At 39.2% G+C, this 20,169-nt stretch carries 14 protein-coding genes; 6 read left to right on the forward strand and 8 right to left on the reverse strand.

Annotation, left to right across the window (positions count from 1 at the left end; genetic code table 11):
* Nucleotides 1-373: 373 nt before the first annotated feature.
* Nucleotides 374-748, reverse strand: a complete 375-nt coding sequence (locus tag TDE_RS00775) for a hypothetical protein (RefSeq protein WP_002673160.1) — start codon at nt 746-748, stop codon at nt 374-376.
* Nucleotides 745-1,296 carry a hypothetical protein gene (locus tag TDE_RS00780; protein WP_002673158.1) on the reverse strand — a complete coding sequence of 184 codons (552 nt, stop codon included), beginning with the start codon at nt 1,294-1,296 and terminating at the stop codon, nt 745-747. Before TDE_RS00780 ends, TDE_RS00775 begins: the two co-directional genes overlap by 4 nt.
* 251 nt (nt 1,297-1,547) lie before the next feature.
* On the opposite strand from TDE_RS00780, the gene TDE_RS00785 reads away from it, so the two are divergent.
* Nucleotides 1,548-6,452, forward strand: a complete 4,905-nt coding sequence (locus tag TDE_RS00785) for a FlgD immunoglobulin-like domain containing protein (protein WP_002681041.1) — start codon at nt 1,548-1,550, stop codon at nt 6,450-6,452.
* 93 nt (nt 6,453-6,545) lie between these two features.
* Here TDE_RS00785 and TDE_RS00790 read toward each other — a convergent pair whose 3' ends face one another.
* Nucleotides 6,546-6,983: a flavodoxin gene (locus tag TDE_RS00790; protein ID WP_002666607.1), complete on the reverse strand. Its 438-nt coding sequence runs from the start codon at nt 6,981-6,983 to the stop codon at nt 6,546-6,548.
* A 33-nt stretch (nt 6,984-7,016) separates the two neighbouring features.
* Nucleotides 7,017-7,601, reverse strand: coding sequence for a DUF3793 family protein (locus tag TDE_RS00795; RefSeq protein WP_002681044.1), 585 nt, complete (start codon nt 7,599-7,601; stop codon nt 7,017-7,019).
* A 170-nt stretch (nt 7,602-7,771) separates the two neighbouring features.
* On the opposite strand from TDE_RS00795, the gene TDE_RS00800 reads away from it, so the two are divergent.
* Nucleotides 7,772-8,626: an Rpn family recombination-promoting nuclease/putative transposase gene (locus tag TDE_RS00800; protein WP_002681046.1), complete on the forward strand. Its 855-nt coding sequence runs from the start codon at nt 7,772-7,774 to the stop codon at nt 8,624-8,626.
* A gap of 23 nt (nt 8,627-8,649) precedes the next feature.
* Here TDE_RS00800 and TDE_RS00805 read toward each other — a convergent pair whose 3' ends face one another.
* The 4 genes from TDE_RS00805 to TDE_RS00820 all read right to left on the reverse strand — a co-directional run bounded on the left by TDE_RS00805 (nt 8,650) and on the right by TDE_RS00820 (nt 12,392).
* Nucleotides 8,650-9,471 (reverse strand): hypothetical protein, encoded by an 822-nt coding sequence (locus TDE_RS00805; protein WP_002681048.1) that lies wholly within the window; start codon nt 9,469-9,471, stop codon nt 8,650-8,652.
* 1 nt (nt 9,472) lies between these two features.
* On the reverse strand, nt 9,473-10,174 hold the full coding sequence (locus TDE_RS00810; RefSeq protein WP_002666599.1) for an ABC transporter ATP-binding protein: 702 nt from the start codon (nt 10,172-10,174) through the stop codon (nt 9,473-9,475).
* A 92-nt stretch (nt 10,175-10,266) separates the two neighbouring features.
* Nucleotides 10,267-10,668: a GntR family transcriptional regulator gene (locus TDE_RS00815; RefSeq protein WP_002681050.1), complete on the reverse strand. Its 402-nt coding sequence runs from the start codon at nt 10,666-10,668 to the stop codon at nt 10,267-10,269.
* Between the two features lie 65 nt (nt 10,669-10,733).
* Complete coding sequence (locus tag TDE_RS00820; RefSeq protein WP_002681051.1) at nt 10,734-12,392, reverse strand: methyl-accepting chemotaxis protein; 1,659 nt, start codon at nt 12,390-12,392, stop codon at nt 10,734-10,736.
* A 46-nt stretch (nt 12,393-12,438) separates the two neighbouring features.
* Between TDE_RS00820 and sbcD the strand changes: the two genes are divergently transcribed.
* The 4 genes from sbcD (at nt 12,439) to TDE_RS00840 (ending at nt 20,160) form a co-directional block, all read left to right on the forward strand.
* Nucleotides 12,439-13,590 carry an exonuclease subunit SbcD gene (gene sbcD, locus TDE_RS00825; protein WP_002681053.1) on the forward strand — a complete coding sequence of 384 codons (1,152 nt, stop codon included), beginning with the start codon at nt 12,439-12,441 and terminating at the stop codon, nt 13,588-13,590.
* A gap of 24 nt (nt 13,591-13,614) precedes the next feature.
* Nucleotides 13,615-16,707 (forward strand): AAA family ATPase, encoded by a 3,093-nt coding sequence (locus TDE_RS00830; protein WP_002681054.1) that lies wholly within the window; start codon nt 13,615-13,617, stop codon nt 16,705-16,707.
* Between the two features lie 78 nt (nt 16,708-16,785).
* Complete coding sequence (gene uppP / locus TDE_RS00835; RefSeq protein ID WP_002681055.1) at nt 16,786-17,595, forward strand: undecaprenyl-diphosphatase UppP; 810 nt, start codon at nt 16,786-16,788, stop codon at nt 17,593-17,595.
* Between the two features lie 24 nt (nt 17,596-17,619).
* Nucleotides 17,620-20,160, forward strand: coding sequence for a DNA translocase FtsK (locus tag TDE_RS00840; protein WP_002681056.1), 2,541 nt, complete (start codon nt 17,620-17,622; stop codon nt 20,158-20,160).
* Nucleotides 20,161-20,169 lie beyond the last annotated feature (9 nt).

A 20,169-nucleotide genomic window follows, 5' to 3' on the forward strand; every position in this document is an offset into this window, starting at 1 on the left:
TGAAAATTCTTGCACTATATTAGATTGAACGTTATCTGGTGTCCGCCATTTTTCTAGAATAAAGTCTGATAATATAGAAAATTATTATATCTCGTATCGAAATTCCTTTTTTCAAATTTTGCTATTTATTGCAAACTCTTCATATTCAAAATATTGTAAAAGCTACAGGTTTAAGCATTAAAGAAATAGAGGCTCTATAATTAGGAGGAGAGCCCCCCGTTCCCTTACGGGCTTTTCAAGTCAGAGCAGGGTTTAGCTTAGAAATTTTCATGTTTTTATTCTACATACACAGAGAGTATTTGCATAATACTTGCTTAACCTGTATTTGTAGATTGTCTGCAATGTCAGTTTGAAGCGGGTGCTATATGCAATTTCATAGTTTTTTAATTAGCTTAATACATTTTACTATTAAAATAACTGAAATTAGTAAACTTAGTATATTTATAAATATAATTGCGAGCATAGTTGAATTATAGTTCCAACTAGATGATTGGACAGAAGCTATACTTTGCTTAACAATTCCAATTGATTCTGGAATATATATAATAAAGAATAAAAAACTCACAAAAAACAATGGAATGGCTTTATTTATCAATGTAGTTTTTATTCTCTTCTTTGGTTCAATTTGATCATCTTTGTGTTCTGGTAGTTCCTCCGCAATAGCTTTCTCAATATCTTGATACCATAGACTATACAGTATTGCAATTACAGTAATAACCGTACTTATTGATGTTAAAATATCACTCATAATTCAAAATGCTCTTTCAATTTATTGTAACTTGATTTTTCAACAATATATTGAGAAACACTATCGGAATCTTTTTTTATTTTTGGCAACGTTCCATCTATACTGATTAGTATCTTGTTCAGCTCTTCAACCTTTGTAGAAGAATTTAAAGTAAAAACATACTTTCCTTTTTTTTCTGATGCATTACTAATAATTTCTTTTAATGTTTCTGATATTGCTTCACGTAATTCATATTGATATTTTGATGCGATTGATCTAGCAAGTGATCTACTTTCAGTGGGCGTTGTTTGGAATAGATCTGAAATAATTTGATCATCTGGTATTCTATTATTGAATACTTCTTTTATTATCAAAAATAACCTATATTCTCGAATATCATTAAATCTTGTAAATACTTTTTGGCCTAAAATCATTCTACAATATTCCTCAATCGAAGCAGATGCAAATTTATTAACGTATTGTTTTAGTTTTACATCATCACAATTAAGAATGCCTTTCAATGCTGTTTCTTCTTCTGGTGTTAATTCTATCTTTGTCTTGATATCCATATTCTTCTCCTATGCCCGAAGCATCCGTCTAACGCATATTAAACATATCCCTATAAAGATAGCCAAAAAAACTTATTTTTTCAAGTCCTCTCTTTAACCTAATAATTTTAGATATTTTTTTATAATTAAACATATTAAAAACATATCATCTTCGCGGTCTTAGCGTCCTTTGCGGTTAAACATCGAACTTCTCAAATTTCTCCATATTCGGACTGGATTTTTCACAAAAAAAGATGTATAATTAGAATGTTATGAAGAAAATACAGAAAGCTCTATTTATATCGATTTTTCTCTTTGCCGCAGAAATACTCGCCTCGGCGCAAACCGTCTATACGTGGACGGGTGGACACGGTAATTTTAAAAATCCGTCAAACTGGAGCCCGAACCTTCCCGCCGGCACAACGCCCGCCGCCTTTCCGGCCGGTACATATAAAATCCTTTCCGCCGGTCCTTGTTTTTTAACCGAAAATATTACCTTTGCGGGGCCGGCGCAGATTGAAGTAGGGTCGGAAACAGCCGCTGCAGGATTGCAGTTAGCCCATTACACTTTGCGCGGGACGGTAACCGTAACCGTAAATAAAAAGGGAACGCTGGAACTTTCCGGTACGGATGAACAGCGGAATCTGTTCAGTGGCGGAAAAATAATTCTAAAAACCGACTCTACTGTCGTATACTACGGCAATACCGGCAAAGATATTTGGCAGGGGCCATATCAAAATTTTAAAGTAACGGGAAACATTAAAGCCCAATCCCTTACGGTAGAGAAAACGACGTCGATAGGGAATAATGATCCGCTAATAACAACGGTAACAATAAAAGTTAAAACGCAAACCTATAAGGGGGCCGTAACTGTACAAAAGGATGTCACATTTGATGCGGCAACTTCCGTAACTTTTACAGCGGCAGCGAACGTGAACGCGGGGACGCAAAATCTGTCTTTTAAAGGTGGCGGAGCGGTGAATATGCAGGGAGTTACCGCCGGAACCGTGGATGCGACGGGAGCGTCGAGCCTAAAGGTAAACGGAACCGTTACTTTGAGCGGGGATTTAAAAGCAAAGAATTTGGCTGTAAATACCGCAACTGTCTCTGCCGCAAAAGTTGAAGTGAGTCAAGCGACAACCGTAAGCACTGCCGCAACGATTACCGCACCGACGCAAACGTATACGGGCGCCGTCAGTGTAAATGCGGATACGGCATTTGAAGCGGGAACGGCGCTTACATTTGAGAGTGCCGTTTTCGGTTTTTTAAAAAATATTGTCATAAAGGGCAAAGACATAACGTTTAATTCTGTGGTAAGTGCAGTTGATTTAACGGTTATGAATAAAAACGGCGGCACACTCACAATAAAAAAAAATATAACGGTGTCGAACTCTCTTATTCAAAAAGATATGTCGCCCCCTTATTCGCCGCTCGGCCCTGTGGTAATAGATTCGGATTCCGATGTAACGATTACAGCTCCGAAGCAGGTTTACAACGGCGCCGTTACCCTGAAGGCGAACACGACATTCAGCGCGGGGGCTCCGTCCGGACCATTGGCGCTTCAGTTTGAAAAGGCGGTCGCCTCTCCCGCTCATAAAAATATCGTTTTAGAAACAGTTACTTCGACCGGAATAAAAACGGAACAAAGCGTCAGTGCGGGTAAAATTACCGTACGGAACGGAACCGGCAACAGTTCCAGGTGGGAATCATATGGTATCGTTAGCGCCGAAGACGATATTGAAGTCGCCGGAGTTTGGCAGCATTCCGCTAGCGGAAATATAACAGCAAAGGGTAATGTAAAAGCCGGAACTTTTAAACAGACGACGCCCGGATCTACCCTTATTTTTGCCGGAAACGATACGCAAACCTTAGAAGTCGGTTCGTCTTCTCAAATACAACGGTTGAAAAATACGGCAAGCCTTAAATTGAATTCCGACATTAAAATAATCGAAACGTTTGAAAACAACGGCTCTTTTGCTCATAATGACAAAACCGTAACTTTCAACAGCCTGTTTTCCAAAATATCGGGAACCAGAGAACCGACCTTTTTCAATTTAACAATAGCGACCGGTGCCGAGCTGAAGACTGAACAGGCAAGCGTTAAAATCAGTGGAACTTTCACAAATAATGGGACGTTTACTCATAATAATAAAAAAGTCATATTCAACGGACTGCTATCCAAAATAGCCGGAAGTACGGAAACCGAATTTTATAAGCTAACGGTAGATGCCAATAAAATTTTGCATCTTGAGCAAAACATCATTGTTGTCGACACTTTTGAAAACGGAGGAATTTTCAAGGCGCGTGGTAATACCGTAACATTAGCTCCGGCGAGTACCGCCGCAAACATTCAGGGAAAGAATACGGCAACCGATACGGAATTTGCTGCGATATCGTGTTTGGGAGCCGGCGGAAAAACGCTCACGATAAATGGAAAAATCATGGTAGCTAACCTGAAGATAGGCGGAGCATCAGAGTTAAATAAATTAACGGTTCAAGGCGGGGCGTCCTCCGAAATTACCCTGACTTCCGATCAAACTCCCGATCCGGGCACAAAAAAAGGCTATTACTTGGATGTAAACACGAATATCCCTATAGCAGACGGGAAAACCTATTATGTTGCTGAGAGCGTCTTGGGAAATCCAAATCCGAAAAACTGGGAACATATGTCTTCCACATGGAAAACTAATGCAACAACCACAAATTGGAATACTGCATCAAACTGGACGCCCGAAGTAGTTCCGGCCGCCGGTTGGCCGGTCATAATTCCCGCGGGAGGAACTAAATATCCCAAACTTACAGCGAATGTAAAGGCAAAAACGATTACCCTTGCTCCCGGCGCCAAATTGGATTTAGCAGATTATGTTATAACAAAAAGCAACTTGGTTTCCGACTTTACTCCTATTACAAATAACGGCACCCTCAGAATGAAAGGGACGTCTTATTTAACTGATCCGAAAGGACAAAAAGAGTGGCTCGAAAGCACAGTTCTCGCCAATCAAATAACGCACGGAACAACCTCCGTAATAGAATATTACAGTACTGCGAATAATCCCCTTTGGCAGGGGCCTTATCAAAATCTGACAGTAAGCGAGGGAAGAACATCTCTTACCCCTATAATTCCGGGTTCAGGTTCTACGGCAGCTGATTTAATCGTAGAAAAAACTTTTACGGTTGCCACCGATGCGGGAGATAACGTTATCGTTACTGCAAATTCGCAGCTGTACAAACAAACTGTTTCATTAAGGAAAAAAACAACCTTTAGTTCATTCGGAGGAACCGGAACGGTATTTAAGGGCTCGGTTGCAGCTTCGGAAATCGATATAGGCTTCAGTGGAAACGGCCTTATTCAAACGGAGAGTGCTGTTACCACAAAAAACATCACCGTAAATTCAGGCACAGGCGCATGGACTTCATCAGGGACAATTACTGCATACGATATTACCGTGAACAGGAGCTGGACATCTTCAGCCGATGTTACCTCTGTCGGAAACATTACGGCAAATGGCTGGACGGCTAACAACGTAAGACTTAAAGGGAACCTTACCGCTGCAAGGTTTAATCAACTGATCGGTACATTAACCTTTAACGGTACGGGAACACCCGAGCAGGAGCTTAATTTTAACGGTGCCGGCAATAAAAACATATTCAATCTTACAATCGATACCGGAGCAAAGGTAAAATTACTTTCTCCTGTTACCATTGTAAGAAACATTACCAATTATGGAATCTTTGATGCAGACACACACACAGTAACACTGGATAATAATAATAGTCATACAATTACAGGGACTTCATACGGCGATAATACAAAAAAGACAGAATTCCATAACTTGGAATGTACAGGAGCGGTCGGAAAAACGCTTACGATAAACGGAAAGATTACCGTAGAAAATGCACTTAAGCTTTCAGGTGGAGGCACCTCAAACCGCTTAATAATCAACGGAACAGGGAAAATATCTCTGAAAACAGATCATAGCGGTCATACTGATCTTTCACGGCAATTTCTAAAAATTGATACTCGAAATCTAGAAGTTTTAGAAAAGCCTTATGTTGTTAATCAAAGTGTAGATCATAACGGTAAGCCCAAAAGTCACAACGGCTGGGTATTTTATAAAGATCCTGCCACTATCAGCATTGAAAACTCACTTGCTAAACCTGGAGATGAGTATATTTACCTTGTATTTAGCAATACAAGTCATATGAGTGAAGAAGAACTTAAATTTATAGGTAAACCTCCTTATAATTGTAAATTAAGAATCACAGGCGGCAGTACTACTTATGAATCAGATTTGCAGGATGTTTCTCCCGCCAACCCAGAAAAAACACTATGGAAAATTAAGCTTGACAAAGAAATCAAAGCTAATGATATTCTTAAACCCTCTTGTCAGGTAGTTTTAAATTATTTTGGTACAAATAAAACCAAACCCCACATCTCCGATATCGGAATCAATATAGTAAAACCACAAAAAGCTTTTAATTCCATAGTACTCCGCACGTTTAACGCTAATCCTGATGACAAAGCCTTACCGACCCTGGATATCACAATACCGACAGAAAGAGAAAGCACAGTAACATCAGACAACTTTAAGCTGTATTTTATCTCAAAAGACGCTCCGGGCAGATTTTGGCATCCCGATACTATAACATTGCCACCCGGCTCTTTTGCAAATCCTCAATCAGGCACAACAGAATATACCGGCACTCCGGCAGGGGGACTGCTGAACTTTATTATTCCGTCAACCGATCCTTACCTAAAAGAAGGAAAGGTAGGGCAATTTATGTACGTCTATGACGGTTGGCTTCCTTGTGCACGCTTAAAAGACGAAACCGGAAACGACATCCTTTCCTTAGATGTCTGGAATTTTAAAATTGTTGGAATACAAATACAAAAGGGCGGGGTGTCAATCTTTGAAAATGTTGTAAATCCTTACAAGGGTCAGTCTGCCACAATAGCTGCACACCTAAAAAAATCGGGTATGCTCACAATTCAGATTATGACTTTGGACGGCAATATAGTACGCACCTTGACCCGTTCTCACCACAATGCAGGCGACCACTTTTATCTGTGGGACGGAAGAAACAATGGCGGAAATCCCGTCGCAAGCGGTATGTATTTTGTAAGAATCGCAGGGCCCGATATAGATGAAGTGAGAAAAATTCTGATTATCAAATAAAAAAGGGCCTAAAGAACGGCAGTTTAGACTGCCATTTTCTAAGCCCTAAAAAATCAATTTTTAAACTTTTTTAATTATAAAAACAAACAGGATTTATTTTGCAAATCTTTCACCGAATTCTTTACACTTTTCTTTTCCTGCAGCGGTGGGAGCATCGTAGATAATCAAGCCTTCTTCAAATAAGTCGGCTCCCTTATCCTTAGACCTTGCTTCCCAGTTTCTCATCCATTCTCCGCCCGAACCTTCACCGGCCCATTCATATGAACCGAACAAGGCAATTTTTTTGCCGGACAATTTTCCTTCAATAGAAGCAAAGAAGGGTTCAAATTCATCCGGCTCAAGCTCTTCGGCTCCCATTGCGGGGCATCCGAATGCAATCTTGTCATAATCATCAATGCTCTTTGATCCGAATTCCGAAACGGTAAAAATAGAAGCCTCTGCTCCGCCGGCCTTTAAACCTTCCAAAACGGATTCAGCCATAGACTGAGTATTTCCCGTTCCGCTCCAATAAATAACAGCAATTTTTGCCATAAAAACCTCCAATGGTTAAAAATTAATTAAAGATTAAGCACTTAACAAATCGTAAAGTCTTAAGCCCTTTTCTATCTGCAAAGCAAAATGCTTTTTGCATTCATTATATCGGTTAAAAATTTCGGCTGCCTTTTCGGCGTCTGAATAAACCTTCCAATAGCCCGAAAAAATACAGCCTTCTCCATTCCGTCTGTAATATTCCAAAACATCGTATACGGGATAACCCAAAAAAAGCCCTATCTCATGCGGAAAAGAACAGCATCTCTTACAATGCCTGTCTGCCTGCGAGCTGTGCATTCTGGATGCCAAAAGATTTAGCATATCTTCCAAACTCATCCCCGGCTCATACCCGAACATTAAAAGAGCAGCTTGTACCCTTTCATCTTTAATCAAAGTCTCAAGAGAATCTTTTTTATACAAAAGAATCTGCACGCCCCGTTCACAGGCACACAACACTTTTAGGAAGAACCCCTTAGCTTCAAGCAAATCCTTATCAAGCAAAAAAAATTGCTTAAAATCCTCTGCCGAAATAGAAAATAAGTTTGAGGGTTTAATCCCTGCCAAACAAGGAGCACAAGAATAAGCTAAATTATATTCGATGTTAGCAATACTCAACATAAACCTATTTAAGCACAGATTTTAAATAATGTCAACTATTGCTTACTGAATATTTATCAAATTATAGACTTAATATTTTAAATTTTACTATTTATTACAAGCAATTTCTATAATATTTATGAAAAGGGGAAAATTTTTTCTCTTTTTAAAAAAATTATGGGAGTTGAAAAATGAAGCAACTATTTAAAATCACCCTCCGCAATGACTACGCTTTTAAGCGCGTATTCGGAGTTGAAGAAAACAAAGATGTACTACAGGATTTATTGGAATGTGTCTTAGACATTCCGCCTGAAACCATCGCAGGTTTGGAACTTCTCGATAAGGAGTTTCACAAGGAGCTTTTAAGTGAAAAACTAGGTATTTTGGATATTAAGCTAAGACTAAAAGACGGAGCCTTTGTCGATATTGAGATTCAAAACAGTTGGCATTTTGATTTTCCTGAAAGAACCCTATATTATTGGTCTAAGATGTACAATGAAAACATAAAACAAGGTCAAGACTATACAAAACTGCCAAAGTGTATTACAATAAACTTGATAGGAAAAGGCTTTAATAAAAATAAGCGTTTGCACAACAAATATCTTGTTTTAGAACAAGACACAAAAGAACCTTTAGTCTCAAAACTTGAGATTCATATACTAAACCTTGAAAAAGCGAGACTCTTAAAGAAATCTCAATACAAGGATAATAAAACAAAACGCTTATTAAATTGGCTGAAATTTATCGAAACTGATAATGTGGAGGTACGTAATATGCTGGCACAAGAATCACAGATGATGAGAAAGGCAAATGAGACTATTACAATAATGGAAATGAGTCCTAGAGATAAATGGCTTTATGATTCCCGTATGAAATATGAACATGATAGGGCTTCATGTATAAATGAAGGTTATCAACGAGGTCTTGATAAAGGGGCCCATCAAAAAGCTCTTGAAACGGCTAAGGCTTTTAAGCAGTTTGGCTTTGATATCAATAAAATAGCCGAAGGAACAGGGCTTCCTGTTGAAGAAATAGAAGCCCTATAAGAATCTCCTTTGCCGCAGTTAAATTACAGCTCAACCTTTTTATCGAATAACCAACTTGTAGCTGCAAAAAAACCGGCTGAAATAATCATGGTCATAATTATTGTAACCAAATGAACCGGCAGCGGCTGGATATTTACAAGGCTATAATACTGGGAAGACATAAGTCTTAGGTCTATGTACTGCACAAGATCCCATCTTGTACTTAAATAAGTTCCTAAGGCTATTATTCGTTCAAAAATTAAAATAAAAAGAATTACTGCAATAATTTGAGCTGCCATCTTTTTTCTTATAAAAGAACGGGTTAGAGCTTTAACAAACATAAAAGCCGTTCCCACAAGTAAAAATGATGAAACCAATAATAAGACGCCGTAAAGAAAAGGAAGAAAATTCTGAATAAATATCTGATAGAATACATCTCCCAAAACAGATATAAGAGTTTGTCCGGACTGTCCATAAAAAACGGCTTGCTGGGCTCCTATTATTATAAAAAATATACATGCAATCAGAGCATATATTAAATATTCCACAAAACCTGCGAGAATTCGGCCTCCCAGTATAGCTTCGCTTCTTATAGGGATGGTAAGCATAAGGTAGTTAGTGTCCTTGTACAAAAGTTCATCTATATGCCCGTTGCTGCATGTAAAAAACATTACAAGGGGTATAAAGGCAAGGGCAAAAAAAGTTAAACCCAGCCACAAGTTTCCCGTCGTTCCCATTGAACTGAAAGGCGTCTTAAAAATACCTAATAGAACCATTGAGCCGATCGACAATACAATCATAGTTCCGCTTAAAATCAAAATAGTATTCAGCCTTCGCCTTATTTCATATTTAAAAATTCTTCCCATTTTATGCTCCAAAAACATCAAGATAGATTTGATAAATAGATTTGCCTCTTGTAGTACGCAAATCTTCCGCATCGCCTTCCAAAACAATCTCGCCTTCTTTTAAAAAGGCTACATCATTAAACACATGCTCTATATCCGAAACCAGGTGAGTTGTTATTAGGATCGCACTTTCTTCGGTCCATGTTTTGATTATGGTTTTAATAATCTGCTCTCTGGCTACAGGGTCTGTGCCGCCCAGCGGTTCATCCAAAATATACAGCTTTGAAGACCTCGAAAAGGTAAGGCTTAAATTAAGTTTTTCTATCATACCTTTCGACATAGTTTTTACGGTTTGCTTGGGCTCCAACTTCATAAATTTCAGCATTTCCAAGGCCTTGTTTTTATCAAAATCTTCAAAAAAATCTGCATAGAAATTAATGGCATCTTCCGAAGTCATCCAAGGATATACGACATTTTTATCCGGCAAAAAGGCTACAATCTTTTTTGTATCTATTCCGAATTCTTTTCCGCATACCTTAAAATTGCCGGCAGTCGGTTTTATAAGTCCGGCAATTATCTTTAAAAAGGTTGTTTTTCCCGAACCGTTCGGCCCCAAAAGGCCGTAGATTCTTCCGCTTTCTACCTTGAGACTGACATCATAAAGAGCAGTTTTTTTCCCCAAGTATGTTTTTTTTAAGTGCTCCGTTTCAAGTATTGTACTCATTTTTTCCTCCAAAAAAAATTATTCGTGCGGAGGCTTTAATACCCCGACGCTCTGCGTCGTAACAAAGGGTATTAAAGCCGACTGCAATTACCTTATGAGAACAACATACCCCGATGCTCTGCGTCGGGGTTGTTGATTTTTAGCTTTGCCTTTATAGACTCAATTATTTGTTCATCAGAAAACTTCAGATTCCTTAAGCCTTCAATAGCCGGCAGTATAATCTGATCCGCCATCTCTTCCGTCAATTTTCCTACCAAATCGGGCTCATTTACAACAAAACTGCCTAGTCCGCGTTTTGATTCAGTGATACCTTCACCTTCAAGCTGCTTATATACCCTGAATATCGTATTCGGATTTACATCCATCTCAACGGACATGTCGCTCATTGAAGGGATTTTATCCCCCGGTTTGAGCTCGCCGTAGACAATCTTACATTTGATTTTCTCAACTATTTGTAAATATATCGGGCGATTTTGATCATATATAACTTTCACAAAAAAAGAACCTCCACAAAATTTGAGTAAAACGACTCTTCTATCTGTCTATAATACTATAATTGTTAAATTGTGTCAAGTCCTCTTAAAACATTGTCTGTTTTTTGGTAGGTTTGAATCATTCTATCCGAAAAATTCATAACGGTTGTATAAACCTGATTTGTTTTTATATTTATATCGTTGAAGGCCTTATCCAGATCCTCACTGCTCTTTGCCATAAACGAAATATTTTTTACCACCTCAATTACCGTTTTTCCTATGCCGGCAGAGCTTTCAACTGAAGCTGTAGCCAAGCGGCCCAATTCTTCGGCTACAACGGCAAAACCTTTTCCGGCGTCTCCGGCATGGGCTGCTTCGATGGCGGCATTCATACTAAGCATCTTTGTCTGCTCGGCAATACCGGCTATAACCTCCGCCATTTCCTGTATATCCGCAATACTTTGATTTATATGGACGATTTTTTCGTAAGTGGATTTAAATAGTTTATGCCCGCCCTGGAAGGTATCGACAAGTTCTTGTGCAGCCTGAGCATCTTCTTGAGCTTCGGCAGCTTCCATCTGTATATCGGTCAAAAATACTTTTACCGTTTCACATTTTTCGGCTTTCTTTTCATCGCCTTGCTTCAAGGACTCTTGCAGCTCCTTATATGATGAACCCAGCTCACTATATTTTGCTTGCAGCTCATTATAGGCGCCGTTTAACTCGTCAGACATTTCTTTTAATTCTTTATAATCGTTTTGAAGCTTGAGATAAACGGGCGAACTTTCTATAGAAATATTTGATTCTCCGATACGGACTGGGGCCGTTTCGGCATAAGAACCTTGCACCATAGCCGGCTGCAGGAGGCTTTTTTCGGGCACCTCGGCCGTTGCGTTACTTATCGTAGCAGAGCTTATTGAAGCAGTTTTTAGCAAAGCGGCATTTACTGGAGCTGTACTTACTGAGAAGGCATTTACCGAAGTGTCGCTTATCGAATCGGTATTCATTAATGTATTGCTTACCGAAGTACTGCTTAAACGTGGGCTTTGTACAGACAATATTTTATCTGCCGGCCCATCAGACGAAGATCTTTGCACCTCGGTTTTAGGCCCGACATGGAGCCTGAGCTTTGCTTTTTTAGCCCTTTCTCTTTCTATATAAAGTTTATATATAACCGAAGAAACAAACCACGTTAAAAACACTCCTATACCCCAGGCCAAAACAATCAATAAGACGGCAAAGGTCTTCGACTTTTTTTCCTGTTTTGTAAATCCATCCTTATATTCTTTTTTAAGCCTTTCAAAACTGTTTTGTACGGCATCGAATTCTTTTAAAACAGGCATAAAGGTTTTTGCCGAAGAATCTCCGGTAAGTTCAAACTCCTGCCTCCAAACCTCTATGCTTTTAAAAAGCTTATCATTTGAGCTCTCATAATCATTGTATGCAAACCTTAAGTTAGAATCGCTTTTGTCGGCAGCTGAAAGTTTTTTTAAATTTTCAAAGGAATTAACGGTTTCCTTTATTTTTGCTTTAAGATTTTGAACCGAAAATTCCCCATCCTTGCTTGCGGTCCTGTACATATCCGCCTTTAAACTTGCAAGATAAAACCTGTACTCAAGCAGATAATCCGTCTTGAGTTGAAAATCCGACGAAGGTTTTGCAGCAATAAGAAAAGCCGCTCCTCCTATCCCTATCGCCAAAGCAATACCGCACAAAGCAAAAACAATTTTTATGTAGTTTTTCATTCCAAGGTCCTTTACATAATCCTTAAATACCCATACATTATAAAGTATGAAAATTTTGCATACAGCCGATCTGCATTTGGGGAAAAGCCTATATGAATCTCCCCAGATAGAAAGACAGAAAAAAATGCTCGATGATATTCATAAAATTCTTCTAAAAGACGATTATGCAGCCCTTATTATTGCAGGCGATATCTACGACCGTTCTATTCCTCCTGCAGAATATGTAGCTCTCTTCGATTCATTTTTATCCGCCGTCCATAAGGATTGTCCCAATACAGCCGTGTTTATCATACCCGGAAACCATGACTCCGCCGAAAGGCTCTCCTTCGGCTCTAAAATCTTAAGTTCGAGTAATATCCACATTGCTGCAGGCATCGGCAAATTATGCTCACCTATCATTATAGCACAAAATGGAGAAAAAGTTCAATTTTTTTTAATGCCTTTTTTACATTTAGGCTCATTTTCCGAAGAAAATTCGGAGTTAAAGTTGACATCTCAATCCGAGATGGCTCAAGAAGCCTCCCGCCGCTTAAAAGAGGCCGTAGACCCCTCAATGCCTTCGGTTTTGGCAGCCCATATTTTTACCCTAAACGGAGAAAGCTCCTCCTCTGAAAGAGCTTTTTTAGGTACTGCGGAATATGTTTCGCCCGCTCTATTTGATTTTTTTACCTATACGGCCTTGGGCCATTTACACAAAATGCAGAAAGTTACCGACAGGATGTACTATTCCGGAGCCCCCCTTACATACGCCTTCGATGAATGTTCAACCGAAAAGGTTGTCCTATCCGTAGATGTAGATTGTAAAACGCAAGGCTTCCCGGTAAGGGTCGAAAAAATTCCGATTAGCCCATTGCGGAAAATGAGCCGTTTAGAGGGCAGTTTTTTCGAATTTTTTAATACGGATAAATTCGATGCCTATAAAGACGATTTTTTAGAAATAAATCTCACAGGTTCTGCCGTCATTCAAAGCCCGATGAGCCTTTTGCAGCAAAAATTTCCATATCTTTTAAACCTTCATCAAGAAGCTGTCGCCGCCGAATTAAAAGACGAGGAGCAAATTCATATATTAAAAAAGAATATTGAAGACGAAGATGTCATCTTCGAAAACTTTATGCTTTTTGAAAAGACCATAGACGAAGAGCCCTCCGCAAAAAAACAGGAGCTTTTCAAAAGCCTTTGCAAAGAGCAGTTTACATAAGAAGACATTACCGGAGGAATAAATTTGAAGCCTGAAATTTTAAAACTAACCAATATAGGCCCCTTTCGAGGAACCCACACAATAGATTTTAGCCTCATGGATTCTATTTTTTTGGTATGCGGAAAAACCGGTGCCGGAAAAACAACCATCTTCGATGCAATCTCTTATGCCTTTTATTCAAAGCCTTTGGGGAGCCGCTCCCAAATTACCCGCAGCCTCAGAAGTCAGTTTGCCCCCGAAGAGGAAACGGCCGAGGTTGAGCTTGTATTTACTATGGGACCTGCCAAATACAGGATTTTTAGAAGGCTCCCTTTTTTACGCCCGGGAAAGAAAAACGAAACGCCTGAAGAATCGGCCCTAGCTCAATGGGACGGCAAAACTTGGAAAGATTTAAGCTCTACAAATAAAAGGGACACGGATAAAAAAATATTGAACATAATAAACCTAAACGAAAAAGAATTTGCCCGCATTGTCCTCCTCCCCCAAGGCGAATTCGCCGCTTTTTTACGCGAAAACTCAAGCCAAAAAAAAGAAACCCTTGAAGAGCTTTTTCCGATTTCCCGCTACACCAAAATAATGGAAAATCTAAAGGAAAGAGAAAAAGCGGAGTCCTATAAGATAAAAAACACGCAAGATGCCCTTGAAGCCCTCGGAAAAGAATTCGATGCCGATTCCTATCCTTCAAAAAAAGAAGGCTTTGAAAAAGAGATAGAACTTATCAAAAAAAATTATAACAAAATATCAAAAAAAATAGAGGAAAAAATCTCCGAAAAAGAACAGGCAAAGGTTCTCAAAGAAAAAAAAGAAGAACTTGTAACAATAAAAACAAGGCTCGAAAATCTTAATGCCCATAAAGAAGAAATAGGCCTGATGGAAGAAGCAGTCGAAAAAGCCCGCAGAGCCGCCTCTCTTGCAGCGCTTGCCGATTCCGTAAGCAAACTGAAAAACAACATAGCCGAATATAAAACCGACATCGAAAAAAAGATAAAAGACCTAAATGCCGTAACCCAAGTTTTGGATTCTCTTAAAGCACAAGAAAAAGAAATCGAAGCCGAAAAAGAAAACAATACGGCCCTAAAGCAAAGCCTCGACCGCCTCAAAAGGGCTGCCGAGGTATACAAAGAAATAGAAGAACGCTCTTATGAGAAAAAAGGTCTTTCTTTACAAAAAAAAGAAAATACCGAAAAACTTGCTCAAACCGAAAAAAACATTCAGGAACTAAAAGACAAAGTTTCGGAATACCTTGAAATAATCAGCGAGCTCGATAACAGAAAGGAAATGGCTGAAACCTCAACCCAAAAACTTTCTTACCTAAAAAGACTTTTTGATATTGCGGTAAAAAAAGAAAAAGCCTCAAAGCTCTACACAACCCATAAGGCGGCCGCCGAAAAAAACTACAACGATTTACAGTTAATTTTAAAGGACATCGAAATAGAAAAAGAGCTTTTTGAAAAACTTAAAAAAGAAAAAAAAGATTTGGAAATAAACGCAGAAGCCTCAGCCCTTGCCGTTCACTTAAAAGACGGAGAGCCATGTCCTGTCTGCGGCTCAATCCATCATCCTTCCCCTGCCGTCGAAAATACGGAAAGTATTTTTTCTCTGGACGAAAAAATACAAAAATGTGAACGCAGCATCGAAAAGTTTAATCTCGATAAAGACTCTCTAAGCAACAGCCTCACAGCCCGCAATAAAGATGCGGACTGGCATAAGGAGCAGCTGGCAGAGCTTGACCGCTCTTTTTTCAATCTGAATGAAGAATTTAAAAACACTTCCTTTATTTTTGAAGAGATGCCCTCGGAAAAAACAATAGAAGACCTTCTTCCGCAAGCCGGAAAGGAAGCCGAAAAAGACTCTCTTCTTTTTAAAGAAGCCCAAACCGCAAATACTGCAAAAATAAATTTGGAGCAAAAACTTTCTTCTATTCAAACCCAAAAAGAAGCTCTAACAGATGCTCTTACAAATATCAAGATAAAAGAAAGCGAGTTAAACACAATCCTCCATGAAAAGAAAAAGCAATATGATGATGCCTTTAAATCTATCCCCTCCGATATCCAAAAAGAAAATATAGATGACACTATCGAGGGCTGTAATGAAATGATTTTTGCCTCCGACCGTAAAATAAGCGGTTATGAGGAAAAGCTCAAAGAAAACAATGACCGTCATACAAGCATAAAGGCGGGGCTTATTCAAAGACAGGAACAGTTGGCCAAGTGGGAAAAATCTTTATTGGAAGAAGAAGAAAATTTAAAAGATTCTTTTGAGCGTAAAGGCTTTTCCTCCTTAAAAGAGCTTTTAGATTCTATTTTGCCCGAAGAAAAAATCTCCGATTTTGAAGAAACCATAACAAAATTTAAAGAAGAAAAGATTACCTTGGAACATTCCGCCGCCGGCCTCAAAAAAGATATTGAAGGCAAAACTTTTATTCAGCCCGAAAAGATTGAAGACGAAATTATAATCTTGCAAAAAAATCTTGATGAAGAACAAGACCGCCTTGCAGAAATAAAAAGCTCCCTCGACAAGCTCAAAGACCTTTTTGAAAGACGACAGAGCCTTTTAAAGGAATTAAAACAAAGAGCAGAAGAAGCTCAACTTATAACCGAGCTTTCTTTAAGTTTAAACGGCAGCAATAAATACAAACTGAAATTCAATATTTGGATGCTCTCGGCCTTTTTGCGCGAAATAATCGTCTATGCCAACACCCGTCTTGAACGCATGAGCGGAGGCCGCTATGTCTTAAAGTTGAGCAAGGAGCTTTCGGGCAACAATCTTTCCGGATTGGACATGGAAATTTATGATGCCTATACGGGCGGCATCCGTCCTACAGCCAGTCTTTCGGGAGGAGAAACCTTTATGGTTTCCATAAGCTTAGCCCTCGGCCTTGCCGACTCCATTCAAACAAGAAGCGGAGGCATAAGGCTTGATTCAATGTTTATAGATGAGGGCTTCGGCAGCCTCGATGAAGCAAGCCTTGAAAACGCCATAAGCATTCTCGATGAGGTAAGGGGTAACCGCATGGTCGGGATAATTTCCCATGTCAGCGAGCTAAAAACCCGCATCCCCCAAAAAATCGAAATAGAAAAGAACTCCAATGGTTCTACAATAAAAATAAGAGGTTAAGCATTCCCTGCTGGAAATTTTCTCTTTTTTGTGATATAGTGTTGCTTTATCGTATGTAAAACCTTTCGGGAGAAATTTATGTCGATTTTTCAAGCTATTATTTTAGGGGCGGTTCAAGGCTTAGCCGAATTTCTGCCTATTTCAAGCTCAGGCCATTTGGCAATTGTAGAATATTTTTTTAAACAAGAAGATCTTCCTATCCTTTTTGATATACTCCTGCATGTAGCAACCCTTGCAGCTGTCTGCACGGTTTTTGCAAAAAGAATAGCAGGCCTTTTTTCTGTTTTAGGCCGATTTATCATAAGAAAATCCAAGCCTGAAGATAAGGACGACCTTATGATGATAGCAGCCATTATAGTTGCAACCGCAGTCACAGGCGTAATAGGCCTTTTATTAAAAGATTGGGTAAAAACCATCGACATTCGTCTAATACCCATCTTCTTTATAATAACAGGGCTTCTTTTAATCGCATCGTCTAAGATAAAACACAATAAACAGGCAAAAAACGTAACTCTCCTTACGGCAGCTATTACAGGCCTTGCTCAAGGCATAGGAGTTATCCCCGGTATTTCGCGTTCGGGCAGCACCATTTCGGCCTCTCTTTTTGCAGGTCTTGATAGGGAAAAGGCCGGAGAATTTTCCTTTTTATTATCAATACCGGCAATTCTTGCCGCATTTATACTTGAAATCAAATCTGCCGATAATCTTCTTGCAGGTGTAAGCCCTATAAGCCTAATATCCGGAATGATAAGCGCCTTTGTTGTAGGTTATTTTTCTCTCCGGTTTTTACTTAAACTTATAAAAAACGGAAAGCTTATGTACTTTGCTTTCTATCTGATTCCGCTGGGACTCGGTCTTAGTATTTATTTTTGGGGTTTTGCCGGATAATTTTTACGTTTTCGGAGTTAAAATTTGATAGAAGAATCAAAATATAGGGTCATATCAATTACTTTGGGTATTTTAATTTTTATGATCTCAATCTACATAGCCTTGGCGGTTCTCTTACCTATTTTCGGTTTTAAAGGTTATATATTCCCCTTTGAAACAATAGGCACGATTCTTTTTTCCACATATAAATTTTCTTCTTTGCTGATACCTATTATTCTTCTTTATTCTTCAATTTTATTGATGATTCCGGGCTGGTCTCTTCATTCAAAATTTTTATTGTCATTTATGCCGGTGTATTTTTTAACCTGTGTTATGGGAGAGCACCTAGTTTATTTTCTACTTCCTAAAATTGCAAATAACACGGTTCAAGAATTTACAAAAATTGCCGTAACTCTTGCAACAGGCCTTTTACTCTTGATGGAGGTATTTCTTACCCTTATATTAAGTGAAAGAGTCCATCAAAAAGCCTCTGTTCAACCTGAAGAAAAAGACGAAATAGAGGATATCATAGGTGACAGCTATTCTTCTTCAGAAACACCCATGGTTTTCGGAGAAGGAAATGAGACAGTCAAAACAGGATTTTGGCTAAAAACAAATATAAAGACAGCCCCGGAGACCAACAGACAAACCATGTCGGAGGCCGGCCTTACACGAAGTCAGTTTATAAAATCTCAGCTAAATAGCAGAACAGAAGAACCAAAAGAAGCCCCCCCTCTTAAAGACATAGATGCAGATATACAGGTAGACATAGGAAGCGCAGCTCCTGAAGAATCCAAAAAAAGCATTATAGAATCCCTTGTCGTAATAGAAGATATAAACACTGAACAGGACTTAGAAGAGCTTAACTCCATAGATGACGGTAAAGATGAAGTATTTTTATCATCTTCAGAAGAAGAAAGTGATGAAAATCTTACTGAATACGCTGAGTATGAACAACCTGAAATTGCCGAATATGGTAACCTTGAGCCGAACGAAATTACCGAAGACGAAGACCTTGAAAATGATGATGATTCTGAAAATACCGATGTTGACGATATCGATACTGATGATGAGGATCAAGATGAAGCAGAGGCTCCTCTTTCAGAAGAATTGAGCGGCGATATAGAAATCAGTGCAGCCCAGCCCTTAAAACCGAAAAAGGACTCCAAGGATAAAAAAAAGGGCTACCACATTCCTTATGACCTATTAACAAAATATCCGGGAAACGAATACTGGATAGTTGACGATTCAACCAGAAAAGCCGCAGTAGCATTAAAAAATACCTTTGAAGAATTTAATATAGCAATTGAAATTACAGGTATAAGGAAGGGGCCTGTAGTTACCATGTTTGAAGTCTTGCCGCCTCCGGGAATAAAACTGGGTAAAATTACAGCCCTTCAAGATAATATAGCCCTCCGCCTTGCTGCTCAAAGCGTTCGTATTGTCGCCCCCATTCCGGGAAAACAAGCTGTCGGTATTGAAGTTCCTAACGAATCAAGAGCAATAGTCGGCTTTAGAGAGCTAATCGAAACTCAAATTCCAGAAACCGAAAAAATGGGCATACCTATCGTTCTTGGAAAAGATGTAACGGGAGAGCCTCAAACCTTGGACCTTTGTCAGACTCCTCATCTTTTGATAGCAGGTGCTACCGGTTCAGGTAAATCCGTTTGTGTAAACTCCATTATTCTTTCAATACTTTACAATAAGAGCCCCGAAGAAGTAAAACTCCTCTTAGTTGACCCAAAGATAGTAGAGCTTAAACTTTATAACGGCATCGGCCATTTATTGACTCCCGTTATTACAGAACCCAAAAGAGCTCTTCAAGGCTTGCAGTACTGTATCTGCGAAATGGAAAGGCGCTATGCCATGCTTGACTCTATGAGCGTCAGAGATATTAAAAGCTACAATAAAAAAATAAAAAGAGAAAAGATTGCAGCCGAACCGCTGCCCTACATCGTAATAATAATTGACGAATTCGCCGACCTTATGTCTACTACAGGAAAGGAACTTGAAGCTACCGTTTCAAGGCTCTGTGCTATGAGCCGTGCCGTAGGTATTCACTTAGTACTTGCAACCCAGAGGCCCTCGACCAATGTAATTACAGGTTTAATTAAAGCAAACATTCCAAGCAGGATAGCCTTTATGGTCGCCTCCCGTGTAGACAGCCAAATTATCCTCGATAACATCGGAGCCGAAAAGCTTTTAGGAAAGGGAGACATGCTCTACGTAAGTACAACCAAACCCTTCCCTGCCCGAATCCAAGGAACCTTTGTTTCCGATGATGAGGTAGAGCAAGTAGTAGAATGTGTAAAAACCTTCGGAGAACCCGATTACATAGATGACGAAATATTTGTAGACGATGAAGAATATTCGCAAGGAACCCTCTTCGGAGAAGAAAGCGATCCGCTCTATGATGAAGCTTTAGAGATTGTTTTGGCAGAAGGAAAAGCCTCAGCCTCTTACATTCAAAGGCGGCTTAAAATAGGCTATAATCGTGCTGCACGAATAGTAGAAGAAATGGAAGAACGCGGAGTAGTCGGCCCTGCAAACGGCTCAAAACCGAGGGAAGTAATTACGCATTCTTAAAATAATTAT

Source organism: Treponema denticola ATCC 35405, assembly GCF_000008185.1.
Lineage (GTDB): Bacteria > Spirochaetota > Spirochaetia > Treponematales > Treponemataceae > Treponema_B > Treponema_B denticola.

Bases quoted from the DNA above. Each gene is read 5' to 3' on its own strand.
- TDE_RS00800 (WP_002681046.1), top strand. From the start codon at position 7,772: ATGAAGCAACTATTTAAAATCACCCTCCGCAATGACTACGCTTTTAAG.
- TDE_RS00785 (WP_002681041.1), top strand. From the start codon at position 1,548: ATGAAGAAAATACAGAAAGCTCTATTTATATCGATTTTTCTCTTTGCC.
- TDE_RS00820 (WP_002681051.1), bottom strand. From the start codon at position 12,392: ATGAAAAACTACATAAAAATTGTTTTTGCTTTGTGCGGTATTGCTTTG.
- TDE_RS00795 (WP_002681044.1), bottom strand. From the start codon at position 7,601: ATGTTGAGTATTGCTAACATCGAATATAATTTAGCTTATTCTTGTGCT.
- TDE_RS00810 (WP_002666599.1), bottom strand. From the start codon at position 10,174: ATGAGTACAATACTTGAAACGGAGCACTTAAAAAAAACATACTTGGGG.
- TDE_RS00775 (WP_002673160.1), bottom strand. From the start codon at position 748: ATGAGTGATATTTTAACATCAATAAGTACGGTTATTACTGTAATTGCA.
- TDE_RS00805 (WP_002681048.1), bottom strand. From the start codon at position 9,471: ATGGGAAGAATTTTTAAATATGAAATAAGGCGAAGGCTGAATACTATT.
- TDE_RS00780 (WP_002673158.1), bottom strand. From the start codon at position 1,296: ATGGATATCAAGACAAAGATAGAATTAACACCAGAAGAAGAAACAGCA.
- uppP (WP_002681055.1), top strand. From the start codon at position 16,786: ATGTCGATTTTTCAAGCTATTATTTTAGGGGCGGTTCAAGGCTTAGCC.
- TDE_RS00790 (WP_002666607.1), bottom strand. From the start codon at position 6,983: ATGGCAAAAATTGCTGTTATTTATTGGAGCGGAACGGGAAATACTCAG.
- sbcD (WP_002681053.1), top strand. From the start codon at position 12,439: ATGAAAATTTTGCATACAGCCGATCTGCATTTGGGGAAAAGCCTATAT.